This window comes from Aquincola sp. J276 (genome assembly GCF_024700035.1).
In the GTDB taxonomy this organism is placed as follows: Bacteria; Pseudomonadota; Gammaproteobacteria; order Burkholderiales; family Burkholderiaceae_C; genus Aquincola; species Aquincola tertiaricarbonis.
Genome location: NZ_JAJONC010000001.1, coordinates 50,564 through 62,581, shown reverse-complemented (window position 1 = coordinate 62,581; position 12,018 = coordinate 50,564). Strand labels below are relative to the sequence as shown.

Below are 12,018 nucleotides of genomic sequence, written 5' to 3'. Positions count from 1 at the left end.
GCGCCGACAGTCCTGCTAGATTCGGTGCCATGGGGATTCGATCGTTCGCCGCCGAACTGTTGCCAAGCGCGCTGGTTGCCGCGCGCACTGCTGCGCAACGCACGGCCGAACCGCAGGAGGCCGCTTCGTTCGCAGCCCTGCTGGACAAGCTGGGCTACCTGCCCAAGACCGACGTCAAGGTCATTCGCGAGGCCTACAAGTTTGCCGACGAGGCCCACCTCGGGCAGTTCCGGGCCACCGGGCAGCCGTACATCACGCATCCGATCGCGGTGGCCGGCCTGGTGGCCGACTGGAAGCTGGATGCGCAGGCCATCATGGCCGCGCTGCTGCACGACACCATCGAAGACTGCGGCGTCACCAAGCCGCAGCTGATCGAGCACTTCGGTGCCGCCACCGCCGACCTGGTGGACGGCCTGACCAAGCTGGACAAGCTCCACTTCAGCACCCGCGAGGAATCGCAGGCGGAAAGCTTCCGCAAGATGCTGCTGGCGATGGCGCGCGACGTGCGCGTGATCCTGGTCAAGCTGGCCGACCGGCTGCACAACATGCGCACGATGACGGGCATGGCGCCCGAAAAGCGCGCACGCATCGCCCGCGAGACGCTGGAGATCTACGCGCCCATCGCCCACCGCCTGGGCCTGAACCGCGCCTACCGCGAACTGCAGGAGCTGTCGTTCCAGTTCCTGCACCCGTGGCGGCATGCGGCGCTGATGAAGGCGGTGCAGCGCTCGCGCGGCTACCGGCGCGACATCGTCGACCGCGTGCAGCGCGAGGTGGAGAAGGCCTTCGCCCATGCCAAGGTGAAGGTGCAGGTCTCCGGGCGCGAGAAGACCGTGTACTCGATCTACCGCAAGATGACCGAGAAGCACACGTCGTTCGCCCAGGTGAGCGACCTGTTCGGCTTCCGCATCGTGGTGCCCACGCTCTCCGACTGCTACCTGTCGCTGGGTGTGCTGCACCAGCTGTACAAGCCGGTGCCGGGCCGCTTCAAGGACTACATCGCCATCCCCAAGGCCAACGGCTACCAGAGCCTGCACACCACGCTGGTGAGCCCGCTGGGCACGGCGGTGGAGTTCCAGATCCGCACCGAGCCGATGCACGCGGTGGCCGAGAGCGGCATCGCGGCGCACTGGATGTACAAGACCAAGGACGTGCACCAGCCCGAGGAAGCGCAGCGCCTGGGCGCGCTGTGGCTGAAGTCGCTGCTCGACATCCAGGACGAGAACAACGACTCGGCCGAGTTCCTGGAGCACGTGAAGATCGACCTCATCCCCGATGCGGTCTACGTCTTCACGCCCAAGTCGAAGATCCTGGCGCTGCCGCGCGGCGCCACCGCGGTGGACTTCGCCTACGCCATCCACTCCGACGTGGGCGACCATTGCGTGGCCGCCAGCGTCAACGGCGAGCCGGTGGCCCTGCGCACCGAGCTCAAGAGCGGTGACGTGGTGGAGGTGGTGACGGCGCCCGGCGCGCGGCCCAACCCGGCCTGGCTGAACTTCGTGCGCACCGGCCGTGCGCGCAGCAAGATCCGCCACTACCTGAAGAACATGGAGCACGAGGAATCGCGCGCCCTGGGCGAGAAGCTGCTGGCGCAGGCGCTGCGCGCCGAGGGCATGCTGATGCCCTCCTACGATCCCTCCGATACCAACGCCACCGCCACCTGGCAGCAGCTCACCCGCTGGAGCGGCAACCGCACCCGCGACGAGCTGATGACCGACATCGGCCTGGGCAAGAAGATCGCCAACATCGTGGCCAAGCGCCTGGCGCACAACATGGTGGAACGCGGCGCGCGGCTCGATGCGGTCACGCTGTCCATGGGCCGCTACGCGGTGGACGACAGCGTGCCCAGCCAGGGCATGGTGATGATCGACGGCACCGAAGGCGCCTCGGTGCAGCTGGCGGCCTGCTGCAGGCCGATCCCGGGCGATGCCATCGTCGGCTACCTGGGCCGCGGCGAAGGCCTGACGGTGCACACCGCCGAATGCAGCATCGGCAAGCGGCTGCACGAGCGCGACCCCGAGCATTTCCTGCGCGTGGGCTGGGCCGAGGAGCTGAGCCGGCCGTTCGACACCGTGGTCAGCCTACTGCTGGAAAACGGCAAGGGCGTGCTGGCGCGGGTGGCGCAGTCGGTCAACAGCGCCGAGGCCGACATCACCCACATCGACATGGACGACCAGCTGGACGGCCAGACCGCCGAGATGCGGCTGACGCTGTCGGTGCGCGACCGGCTGCACCTGGCCGACGTGCTGCGCGTGCTCAAGCGCGCGCCCGCCGTGCTGCGGGTCGCGCGGGTCAAGCCCTAGCCTGCTCCGCCGGGGGCCGGGTAGGTCACCGCCACCACCTCGAGCGTCTCCAGCCCGCCGGGCGTCATCAGCGTGACCTCGTCGCCCTCGCGCGACTTGAGCAGCGCGCGGGCGATGGGCGAGATCCAGCTCACCTCGCCGGCCAGGTTGTCCACCTCGTCGATGCCCTTGATGGTGATGGTGCGTTCCTCGCCCTTGGCGTTGGCATAGGTGACGGTGGCGCCGAAGAACACCTGGTCGCTGCCGTGGTGGGCCGAGGGATCGGCCACCTCGGCCACGTCCAGCCGCTTGGTGAGGAAGCGGATGCGGCGATCGATCTCGCGCAGCCGCTTCTTCCCGTACAGGTAGTCGCCGTTCTCCGAGCGGTCGCCGTTCTTGGCCGCCCAGGAGACGATCTCCACGATCTTCGGCCGCTCGTCGTCGATCAGGCCCAGCAGCTCTGCCCGCAGGCGCTGGTAGCCGGCGGGCGTCATGTAGTTCTTGCTGCCCGCGGGCAGGGGCGGCAGGCCGCCCAGCTCGTCGTCGTCGTCCTCGCGGTCGGTCTCTTTGGTGAACGCCTTGTTCATGGCCGCGATTTTGCGGCCTTCGCGGGGGCGGCCTTGGCCGGGTCGGACTGCTGCACCAGCGCCTGGCAGTTGTCCTCCTTGTCGCCGCTGCCCGGGTCCAGCAGCGGCAGCAGTGCGGCCAGCGGGCCGGCCACCGCGGCCAGCGCCGCGCCGGCGGCCACCCGCGCGGCGATCGGGCCGGGCGCCACGCCCACGTCGGGCGAGGAGAAGCTGCCGGTCAGCAGCAGCGGCGAGCGCAGGGTGGCGAAGCTGAAGTCCTTGGGCTTGGTCTCGCTGCGCAGGTCCAGCAGCTCGTTCTTCAGGTCGATGGTGCCGCTCAGGGTCACCGTGCTGTCGCGGGTGTCGAGCACCGCCACGCTCGGCGTGAGCACGCCCTGCTTCGCATCCATGGCCACCACCGCGCAGTTCAGCGGCAGGCTGGCATCCCCCTTGACGAACACGCCCAGCGCCTGCGCCACGTCGATGCCCAGCGCTTCCACGATCAGGTGCGACAGCGTGCCGTTGCGCACCACGGCGCGGGCACTGCCGTCCAGCGTGCTCAGCAGCTGCGCGGTGCTGTTGCCCTGGCCGCGCAGCTTGATCTCGGCCTGCAGCTCGCCGGTGATGTAGGCGGTGACGGGCTCGTCGCCGCTGCGGGCGGCCTCGCGCTCCCGCTTGAGCTTGGTGGCGCTGCTGCGGGCGTTGACGTCGGAGGTGTCCTTGCGCGCGCCCTTGAGCCAGCCGGCCAGGTCCACGCCGCGCAGGCGCAGGTCGGTGTCCCAGCGCGGCGGCTTGGCATTGCTGTCCAGCCCGGTGGAGCCCGTGACGCTGCCGCCGGCGGTGGTGGCCTGCAGCTCGGTGATGCGCAGCACGCCGCCGTCCAGCACGATGCGGCCGGCCAGCGGGCGCAGCGTTTCCACCGCGCTGGTGTTGAGGTTCAGCTCGTCCAGCGCCACGCGCACGTCGGCATCCATCGCCTTCAGCGAAGGCAGGTCGAAGCTGCGGTCGGGGATCACGCGCGGTCCGCCGTTGCGGGTGTTGGGCGGCGGCGTGGAAGGCTTGCCGTCGGCGCCGACCGCGGGGGCCAGGTCGGCCAGGTCCAGCCGCCTGCCGGCCAGCGTGCCGGTGAGCTTGGGCGTGCCGGGCTGCGGGTCGTAGGCGAATTCGCCACGCAGCGCGCTCTTGCCGATGGTGGCGCTGGCCACCGCCACATGCCACACCGGATCGGTATGCCGCAGGGTGCCGCGCAGGTTGAAGGGCGGCGTGGTGGGCAGGGTGACGTTCAGGGCCTCGCCCACTGCCCCGAGCGAGGGGCCGCTCAGGCGCACCTCGCCTTCGATGCCGCGTGCGCCCAGCGGGTCGTGCACCACGCCGTCATAGGCCAGGCGGGCGCGGCCGATCAGCGCCTCCACCTTGACCTGCAGCGGCGCGGGCTGGTCCTCGTCCAGCAGCGGCAGCACCTGCGGCGAGCGTGCTTCCACCTTGATGGGCATGCCGCGGTAGGTGCCCTGCGCATCGGCCACCAGGCCGAAGTCGCCTTGCGCCGCGGCGTCGCCGGCCGGTGCCGAGGCCGCCGGCTGGCCGGCCCGCGGCGCGCTCTCGTTCATGCGCGCGTGCGCTTCCACCTTCACCTGGCTGACCGCGTCGTCCACATGGATGGCGGCCTCGCGCAGGCGCACCCGCTCCACCTTGGGCGGATCGCGTTCGGTCTTGGGCTCGTTCGGGTCGGTCTTGAACTGCCAGCTCGCCTGGCCGTCCTTGGTGCGCAGCACATGGGCTTCCAGCCGGTCGGCCTGCAGCGCGACGATGCGCAGCGCCTCGCCCTTGCGGAAGGCATTGATGTCGCCCCAGCGCCAACGCAGCAGCACCGACTGCGCATCCACCAGGAAGGGCGCCTGGCTGCCCGGCGCCGCCGCCACCCACAAGCTGCCGGCGCTGGCCTGCGGCGGGCGCAGCAGGTGCAGCCGGAAGGGTGCACCCACGCGCACCGGCACGCCCAGGCTGTCGCTGGCATAACGCTCGATGGGGCCGCGCAGGTAGCGCCAGCCCAGGAGCTCCGACACCAGCACGAAGGCCAGCAGCACGGCCAGCACGATGCCGATCCAGCGCAGCACCGGATGGCGCTTGCGCCGGGCCCGCGCGGCATCTGCGGCCGGTGCGGAAGAGGAAGTCGGGGTGCTGGCAGCCATGCTTCCGATTGTGGGAAGCGGCGCCTGGCGGGTCGGTCGTACCGCGCCCACAAGCACCGTCGGACAGCACCTACACTGCCCAGCCGCTGGCCCGTGCATCATGCGCGGTCCGGGTTCACCACCGTCGCGCGTCCCTTGTCCTCTCCTGCCCTGCCTGCCGCCACCGATGCGCCGCGCGATGCCGCGGGCGGCCTGCTGGCCGGCTGCGAACTGTGCGACGCGCTGAACCGCATGCAGCCCGGCCAGCCCGCCACCTGCTGGCGCTGCGGCTCGCCGCTGCACACGCTGCACCACGGCGGCAGCGCCGAATCCGCGGCGCGGCTGTCGGGCGTGGTGGCGCTGCTGGTGGCCGCCTGGGTGTGCATCGTGGCCACGCACATCGAGCCGATGGTCTCGCTGGCGCTGCGCGGGCTGGAGAGCTCGGTCACGCTCAGCGGCGCCTCCCTGGTGCTGTGGCAGCAGGGCCGGCTGGCGCTGTCGACGGCGCTGTTCATCACCACCGTGGTGGCACCGGCCACCGAGATGGGCGCCATGCTGCTGGTGGCCGCGGCGCTGTGGTGGCGCGCCCGCACGGGCAGCCGGGCCGGCCCGCCGCCGCGCTGGCTGCCGCCGGTGCTTCACCTGTGGCAGGGCATGCGCGACTGGAACATGACCGAGATCCTGGTGCTGGGCATGGCGGTGGCGCTCGTCAAGCTGGGGCAGCTGGCCACGCTGATCGTCGGCCCCGGCCTGGTGGCGCTGATGGCCTTCCTGGCGCTGCGGCTGGCCGCGCTGCGCCTGCTGTCGCCGGTGGATGCGTGGGCCCTGCTGGACCCGCGCGAGGTGCCGGTGCGATGAGGCCCTGGCGCCGCCCTCCGCCGGCCCCGCATGCGCAGCCGGCATCCGCTGCCGTGCCGGCCGCCGAAGGCCCCACGCTGGCGGCCTGCGGGCTGCGCCAGTGCCCGGCCTGCCAGCTGCTGCTGACCGCCGGCGACGGCCGCCCCGCACGCTGCCCGCGCTGCGAAGCCCAGCTGCGCGGCCCGCTGCGGCGCAGCGTGGCCACCACCACCGCCCTGTTGCTGGCCGCCGCGGTGCTGTACGTGCCGTCCAACACGCTGCCCATCATGGTCACGCGCTCGGCCGTGGGCGAGCGCGGCGACACCATCCTGTCGGGCATCGCCGCGCTGGCGCAGGCCGGCTCCTGGGTGCTGGCGGCCATCGTCTTCGTGGCCAGCGTGATGGTGCCGCTGCTCAAGCTCAGCGTGCTGAGCTACCTGGTGCTGGCGGTGCACCTGGGCTGGCAGCGCGGCCGCACCCACCGCACCACGCTGTACCGGCTGATCGAGACGGTGGGCCGCTGGTCGATGCTGGACGTGTTCGTGGTGGGCATGCTGGCCGCCCTGGTGCAGCTGGGCCCGGCCGCGCAGGTCTCGGCCGGGCCGGGCGTGGTGGCCTTCGGCACCGTGGTGTGGCTGACGATGTGGGCCACGCAGAGCTTCGATCCGCGGCTGCTGTGGCAGCCTCCCGCCGCCGCGGGCCTTCCCCCTTCCCCCGAACGAACCGAGGTCCGGCAGCCCGATGCAGCCTGATGAATCCCCCGACACGCCGGCCCGCCCGCCGGCCGCGCCGCTGCCCGCCAGCATCCCCGACGCGGTGCCCGCGCCGCGCCGCCGCTGGTCGATGGCGCAGGCCATCTGGCTGGTGCCGCTGGTGGCGGTGCTGGCCGTGGGCTGGCTGGCCGCCAGCGAATGGCTGCAGCGCGGCCCCAGCATCACCATCCGATTCGCCACCGGCGAAGGCATCGAGGCCGGCAAGACCCGCATCAAGTACCGCAACGTGGACGTGGGCCAGGTCAGCGCGGTGCGGCTGGCGCCCGACTTGAAGGGCGTGCTGGTCACCGCCCAGATGGAGCGCAATGCCGCGCCGCTGCTGGTGGACGACACCCGCTTCTGGGTGGTGCGTGCGCGGGTGGCCGGCGGCGAGGTGTCGGGCCTGACCACGCTGCTGTCGGGTGCCTACATCGGGGTGGACGGCGGCAAGAGCGAAGAAACCCGCCGCAACTTCACCGGCCTGGAAACCCAGCCGGTGGTGTCGGTGGACGAGGCCGGCAAGGAATTCGTGCTGCAGGCCAGCAGCCTGGGGTCGCTGGAGATCGGCTCGGCGGTGTACTTCCGCCGGGTGCGCGTGGGGCAGGTGCTGTCGGCCGACCTCTCGCCCGACGGCCAGGGCCTGCGGCTGCGGGTGTTCGTGCGGGCGCCCTACGACCGCTTCGTCAGCAGCAATGCGCGCTTCTGGCATGCCAGCGGGGTGGACGTGTCCTTCGACGCCAGCACCGGCCTGCGGCTGCGCACCGAATCGCTGCTGTCGGTGCTGGTGGGCGGCGTGGCCTTCGAGACGCCGGCCGAACTGGACGCCAGCACGCCGGCCGAGGCGGGCACCACCTTCAACCTGTTCGAAGGCCAGGCGGCGGCGCTGCGCCGCGGCGCGGCCCAGGTGCTGGAATACACCGCGGTGTTCACCGACAGCGTGCGCGGCCTGGCGGTGGGCGCGCCGGTGGAGTTCAAGGGCTTCGTGATCGGCGAGGTGGCCTCGCTGGGCATCCGGTTCGACCGCGAAGGCGGCGGCTTCGCCTTCCCGGTGAAGCTGCACATCTACCGCGACACCGCCGCCACCGTGGCCGCGCGCGAGGCCACCGCCCGCCGCACCGACGACGGCAACGGCGCGCGCTTCCCGATCGAGCGGCTGCTGTCGGGCCGCTCGGTGGACCGCGGCCTGCGTGCGCAGCTGCGCAGCGCCAACCTGCTGACCGGCCAGCGCTACGTGGCGATCGACTTCTTCCCCGAGCACCGCGGCGAGAAGGTGGCCGGCCTGAGCGAAGGCCAGCGCGAGATTCCGACGGTGCAGGACGCCTTCGGCGAGCTGCAGGCGCAGGTGGCCCGCATCGCCAAGCGGCTGGAGGAAGTGCCGTTCGAGAAGCTGGCCGGCGACATGAGCAAGGCGCTGGTGGGCATCGAAGGCGCAGCCCGCAGCGTGGAGACGACCATGGGCGGCCTGCAGGGCGAGGTGGTGCCCAGCGTGCGCCAGACGCTGGACGAGGTGCGCGGTGCGGTGAAGGACGTGCGCGGCCTGCTGGCCCAGGATGCACCGCTGCCGCAGGACGTTCGCGGCGCGATGCAGGACCTCTCCCGTGCGGCCGATGCCATCCGACAGCTGGCCGACACCCTGGAGCGCCAGCCCGAATCCCTGTTGCGCGGCAAGCGCGAGACTGAACTGGAGCCCGCCCGATGAAGCCGCTGCGCGCCACCCTCCTGTCGGCAGCGGTGCTGCTGTCCGCCTGCGCCAGCTCGCCGCCTCCCGCCTGGCACAGCCTGCTGCCGGAGGCGGCTTCGGCCGCTGCGGCCACCGCCCTGCCGGCGGCCGCGGCCGGCCCCAGCATCAGCGTCGGCCGCATCTCGGTGCCCGAGGCGGTCGACCGCTCGCCGCTGGTGGTGGCGCAGGGCAGCGGGCTGGCGGTGCTGGACGGGCAGCGCTGGGTCGAGCCGGTGAAGGCCCAGCTGCCGCGGGCGATGGCCCTGCTGCTGGCCGAACGCCTGCCCGGCGCCACCGTCACCGCCTGGCCGGCCGCTGGCGTGGCGCAGCCGGACTGGCGCCTCAGCGCCGATGTGCAGCGCTTCGACCTGGCCGGCACGCCCGCGCGCGCGCAGCTGCGCGTGGTGTGGACGCTGCGGGCCGCCGGCACCGAGGCCGCACCGCCGCCGCGGGTGTTCGACACCACGGTGGCAGCCGAAGGCGGCTCGGAGGCCGCCCTGGTGGCCGCCATGCGCACCGCCGTGGCCCGCTGGGCCGACGCGGTGGCCCAGGCGGCCGGCGGCACCGCCGCCGCGGCGGGGCGCTAGATCAGCGGCCGGCGCGGCACCGGCTGCTCGTAGTAGTCGGCCAGCCGGCCCAGCGCATGCACGTCGGGCAGGTACAGCCAGCCCTCGTCCACCGCGAAAAGGCCCTGCCGGTAAAGGCGGCGAAGCGTCTTGTTGGTATGCACCAGCGACAGGCCCACCGCATCGGCGATGTGCTGCTGGTTGATCGGCCAGGGCACCCGCCCTTCGCGCGCCATGCCCAGCGACACCGCCCGCTTGTACAGGTGCAGCATCAGCGTGGCGATGCGCTCGGCCGCGCTGCGCCGGCCGACGGTCAGCAGGTTCTCGTCGACGAGGCTCTCCTCGTGCGCGGCCAGCCAGGTGATGTCGTAGGCCAGCTTGGGAAAGCGGCTGTACAGCGTCCACAGCTTGTCGGCGTCGAAGCGGCACAGCTCCACGTCGGTGATGGCCTCCACCCCGTGCGGCGAGACCTCGTGGCTCTGGTCCTGCAGGCCGATCAGGTCGCCGGGCAGCATGAAGTTGAGGATCTGCCGCCGCCCGTCGGACAGCGACTTGAAGCGGAAGGCCCAGCCCGAGAACAGCGTGCTCAGCGTGGCCGGCTGGCCCTGCCACACGATGGGCTGGCCGGCCGCCACTGCCAGGTGCGATTCCTTGAAGCTCTGCAGGAAGGCCAGCTCGTCCGCGGTGTTGGGCTTGAAGGCCTCCATCCGCCGCAGGGGGCATGCCACGCAGGGCGGGCCGGGGTAGGTATGTCGCTGGAACTGCGGAATCAGCATGGTGGATGTCATTTGACATGGCGGCGGCCAGGCCCGGCGGTTAGCCTGCCGCTCCATCGAAGTGTGACAAGAGGCAGAGTGACCGCACCAGCACTGTACGAAGTGCTCTACACCAGCGAACTGGAACCGGCGGTCGAGGTCTCGGCCATCGCCGGCATCGTCCGTCGCGCGCGGGTGTGGAACGCCGCCCACGGTATCACCGGCGTGCTCGTCTTCGACGGCGGCCGCTTCTGCCAGTACCTGGAAGGCCCGGCCGCCGAAGTGCATGCGCTGGCCCTGCGCATCGCCGCCGATGCGCGCCACACCGGCTTCCGCCGCCTGCATGCGGCCACGCGCGTGGGCACGCGCCGGCTGGAAGGCCATCCGATGAGCTATGGCCTGGCCTACGAGGAAGCCGAGATCGACGCCGTGCTGCAGCTGGCCGGCGCGGCCGCCGCCGACCGCCTGATGGACATGCTGCCGCGGCTGGAACTGGAGCCCTGAGGCGTTACTCTCACCCGCGCTGCCGGCGCTGCTGCCGGCCCGGAGCGCGCGAATGCCTGTTTTCCTGATCGCCTACCTGGGCGCCCTGCTCGGCCTGCTGGTGCTGGACGCCGTGTGGCTGGGCGTGGTGATGGGGCCGGTGTACACGGCCGCGCTGGGCGAGCTGCTGCTGCCCGAGCCCCGCTGGGGCGCGGCCGCGGTGTTCTACCTGGCCTATCCGGTGGGCATCGTGGTGTTTGCGGTGCTGCCGGCGTGGCGGGAAGCAGCCCCGCGGCGCGCGCTGGCGCTGGGCGCCTTGTACGGCGCGCTGGCCTATGCCACCTACGACCTCACCAACCTGGCCACGCTCAAGGGCTGGCCGCTGCACATCGTGGTGATCGACATCGCCTGGGGCGCGGTGCTCAGCGCCGCGGCGGCCGCCAGCGGCCTGTGGGCGCTGCGGCGCTTCTGCGGCCCGCGGCCGCTGCCCGCCTGAAGCGCCGCGCCCCGGGCCGCCTTCAACCGACGGGCGTGCCCACCGGATCGGCGGCCTCGTCCTCCGGCGGCTGGCCGCGCGAACGCAGGCGCTTCCAGGTCTCGCGCGCGGCCTCGTGGGCGGCGCGGTACTGGGCGGCCAGCGCGGGGCCGTCGCCGCCTTGCAGCTGCGGCCACAGCTGGTCCCGCTGGTGCGCGGCCAGCTGCAGCGTGGCCTGCCGCAGCTGGTCCACCAGCTGGTCGCGCTGCGGGCCGCTCAGGTCGCTGGCGGCGGCGCGGGCGGCCAGCCATTCGCAGCTGGCCAGCGCGTCGCTGTCCTCCGGCCGGCGTTCGCCAGGCTGCGGCAGCGCCGGGAACAGCGCCTGCCGCACCGCCACCGAATAGGCATGCATCTCCAGCGCCAGCTGCTCGGCGACGGCCTGGGCTTCGGCGGCGGCATCGGCCCGGCCGGCCACCACGCCATAGGTGTCCAGCAGCCGGGCCAGCCGCGCCTCGTCGGCGGCCACGCTGTCCAGCACGGGAGACATGGAGGCGGTCACTCAGCTCTTGCCGAAACGCGCCTTGGCGCTGCCGATGCACTGCGACTTGGCATCGCCGGCCAGGGCGTCGCACTTCTCCGCGGCAGCCTCGTAGTTGGCCTCGCGCTTGTCGTCGGCGGCCTCGCGGCGGGCTTCGCCGCCGGCCCGCGCGGCCTTGGCATCGGCCTCGGCACTGGTGCGCGCGGCCTTGGCTTCCTTCAGGCACACGTCCTTGTCGTTGCCGGCCTTGTCCTCGCAGCGTTCCTCGGCCACCTCGTAGGCGGCCTCGGCCTTCACCAGGGCCAGCTTCTCGGCGTCCTTGGCGCTGCCGGTGCGGCGGTATTCCAGCTCGGCCTTGGCCACCTTTTCCTTGGCCTCGGCCTCTTCCTCGCAGATGTCCTCGGCGTTGCCGGACAGCGCGTCGCAGCGGGCCTTGTCGGCCTTGTAGTCCGCCTCGATGCGGTCCTTGGCGGCGCGGTACTCCGCCGCGGGAATCTTGTCGGCCGCGCTCACGCCGCCACACAGGGCCAGCACGCCGGCCATGCACACGCTCTTCAGCATCAAGGTCTTGTTCATGTCTTGTTCTCCTTCAAGGCCCGCAGCGGGTGCCGCAGGGCTGGCGAAAGTATCTGGACCGCCCGCCGCAGGCCCCAGCGGACTGCGCCCTGATGCACCGTAGTTCACGTCCTACCGGCCGGCGCGGGCAAGGCGATGTCCGACATGGGCTCGGGCAGGAAGCCGATGGCAGCGACGGCCTGGCAGGCGCCCAATGTGCTCCATACGTCCCGCCTCGCCAGCCTGGTTCCTACGGTCGTGCGCTCCTGTAGGAATCGTCTGACGCTTCGCCTTGCGGGTGGCTGTTAGAGTTTTGCGAGC

Annotated in this window: 12 protein-coding genes; 7 read left to right on the top strand and 5 right to left on the bottom strand. The window is 72.1% G+C overall.

Annotation, left to right across the window (positions count from 1 at the left end; genetic code table 11):
• Window positions 1–29 precede the first annotated feature (29 nt).
• Window positions 30–2,303: a bifunctional (p)ppGpp synthetase/guanosine-3',5'-bis(diphosphate) 3'-pyrophosphohydrolase gene (locus tag LRS14_RS00325; RefSeq protein ID WP_257798168.1), complete on the top strand. Its 2,274-nt coding sequence runs from the start codon at window positions 30–32 to the stop codon at window positions 2,301–2,303.
• Here LRS14_RS00325 and greB read toward each other — a convergent pair.
• Window positions 2,300–2,869 carry a transcription elongation factor GreB gene (greB, locus tag LRS14_RS00320; protein WP_257798167.1) on the bottom strand — a complete coding sequence of 190 codons (570 nt, stop codon included), beginning with the start codon at window positions 2,867–2,869 and terminating at the stop codon, window positions 2,300–2,302. The genes LRS14_RS00325 and greB overlap by 4 nt on opposite strands.
• A complete protein-coding gene (locus tag LRS14_RS00315; protein WP_257798165.1) occupies window positions 2,866–5,037 on the bottom strand; it encodes an AsmA family protein in 2,172 nt (723 codons plus the stop codon). Before LRS14_RS00315 ends, greB begins: the two co-directional genes overlap by 4 nt.
• 135 nt (window positions 5,038–5,172) lie before the next feature.
• Here LRS14_RS00315 and LRS14_RS00310 point away from each other — a divergent pair, with 135 nt between their 5' ends.
• Genes LRS14_RS00310 through LRS14_RS00295 form a run of 4 tightly spaced genes read left to right on the top strand, consistent with a single transcriptional unit; the run spans window position 5,173 to window position 8,912 of the window.
• Window positions 5,173–5,874 (top strand): paraquat-inducible protein A, encoded by a 702-nt coding sequence (locus tag LRS14_RS00310; RefSeq protein ID WP_257798164.1) that lies wholly within the window; start codon window positions 5,173–5,175, stop codon window positions 5,872–5,874.
• A gap of 53 nt (window positions 5,875–5,927) precedes the next feature.
• Window positions 5,928–6,605, top strand: coding sequence for a paraquat-inducible protein A (locus LRS14_RS00305; RefSeq protein ID WP_052736592.1), 678 nt, complete (start codon window positions 5,928–5,930; stop codon window positions 6,603–6,605).
• Window positions 6,595–8,304 carry an intermembrane transport protein PqiB gene (locus tag LRS14_RS00300; RefSeq protein WP_257798163.1) on the top strand — a complete coding sequence of 570 codons (1,710 nt, stop codon included), beginning with the start codon at window positions 6,595–6,597 and terminating at the stop codon, window positions 8,302–8,304. The genes LRS14_RS00305 and LRS14_RS00300 overlap by 11 nt, the downstream gene beginning before the upstream one ends.
• Complete coding sequence (locus LRS14_RS00295) at window positions 8,301–8,912, top strand: membrane integrity-associated transporter subunit PqiC (RefSeq protein ID WP_257798162.1); 612 nt, start codon at window positions 8,301–8,303, stop codon at window positions 8,910–8,912. The genes LRS14_RS00300 and LRS14_RS00295 overlap by 4 nt, the downstream gene beginning before the upstream one ends.
• Here LRS14_RS00295 and LRS14_RS00290 read toward each other — a convergent pair.
• Window positions 8,909–9,667: a Crp/Fnr family transcriptional regulator gene (locus tag LRS14_RS00290; RefSeq protein ID WP_257798161.1), complete on the bottom strand. Its 759-nt coding sequence runs from the start codon at window positions 9,665–9,667 to the stop codon at window positions 8,909–8,911. The two genes, LRS14_RS00295 and LRS14_RS00290, sit on opposite strands and share 4 nt — an antisense overlap.
• 78 nt (window positions 9,668–9,745) lie before the next feature.
• On the opposite strand from LRS14_RS00290, the gene LRS14_RS00285 reads away from it, so the two are divergent.
• Together LRS14_RS00285 and LRS14_RS00280 are read left to right on the top strand one after the other, a co-directional pair.
• Window positions 9,746–10,150 (top strand): BLUF domain-containing protein, encoded by a 405-nt coding sequence (locus LRS14_RS00285; RefSeq protein ID WP_257798160.1) that lies wholly within the window; start codon window positions 9,746–9,748, stop codon window positions 10,148–10,150.
• Window positions 10,151–10,202: 52 nt separating this feature from the next.
• Window positions 10,203–10,625, top strand: a complete 423-nt coding sequence (locus LRS14_RS00280; RefSeq protein WP_046115477.1) for a DUF2177 family protein — start codon at window positions 10,203–10,205, stop codon at window positions 10,623–10,625.
• A gap of 22 nt (window positions 10,626–10,647) precedes the next feature.
• Here LRS14_RS00280 and LRS14_RS00275 read toward each other — a convergent pair whose 3' ends face one another.
• Both LRS14_RS00275 and LRS14_RS00270 read right to left on the bottom strand, forming a co-directional pair.
• Window positions 10,648–11,151, bottom strand: a complete 504-nt coding sequence (locus LRS14_RS00275; RefSeq protein WP_257798158.1) for a hypothetical protein — start codon at window positions 11,149–11,151, stop codon at window positions 10,648–10,650.
• Between the two features lie 12 nt (window positions 11,152–11,163).
• The gene (locus tag LRS14_RS00270) at window positions 11,164–11,718 is read right to left on the bottom strand and encodes a hypothetical protein (protein ID WP_046115479.1); all 555 of its coding nucleotides are present in this window, start codon (window positions 11,716–11,718) and stop codon (window positions 11,164–11,166) included.
• Window positions 11,719–12,018: the final 300 nt, after the last annotated feature.

Bases quoted from the DNA above. Each gene is read 5' to 3' on its own strand.
- greB (WP_257798167.1), bottom strand. From the start codon at position 2,869: ATGAACAAGGCGTTCACCAAAGAGACCGACCGCGAGGACGACGACGAC.
- LRS14_RS00315 (WP_257798165.1), bottom strand. From the start codon at position 5,037: ATGGCTGCCAGCACCCCGACTTCCTCTTCCGCACCGGCCGCAGATGCC.
- LRS14_RS00295 (WP_257798162.1), top strand. From the start codon at position 8,301: ATGAAGCCGCTGCGCGCCACCCTCCTGTCGGCAGCGGTGCTGCTGTCC.
- LRS14_RS00270 (WP_046115479.1), bottom strand. From the start codon at position 11,718: ATGAACAAGACCTTGATGCTGAAGAGCGTGTGCATGGCCGGCGTGCTG.
- LRS14_RS00300 (WP_257798163.1), top strand. From the start codon at position 6,595: ATGCAGCCTGATGAATCCCCCGACACGCCGGCCCGCCCGCCGGCCGCG.
- LRS14_RS00280 (WP_046115477.1), top strand. From the start codon at position 10,203: ATGCCTGTTTTCCTGATCGCCTACCTGGGCGCCCTGCTCGGCCTGCTG.
- LRS14_RS00325 (WP_257798168.1), top strand. From the start codon at position 30: ATGGGGATTCGATCGTTCGCCGCCGAACTGTTGCCAAGCGCGCTGGTT.
- LRS14_RS00290 (WP_257798161.1), bottom strand. From the start codon at position 9,667: ATGCTGATTCCGCAGTTCCAGCGACATACCTACCCCGGCCCGCCCTGC.
- LRS14_RS00275 (WP_257798158.1), bottom strand. From the start codon at position 11,151: ATGTCTCCCGTGCTGGACAGCGTGGCCGCCGACGAGGCGCGGCTGGCC.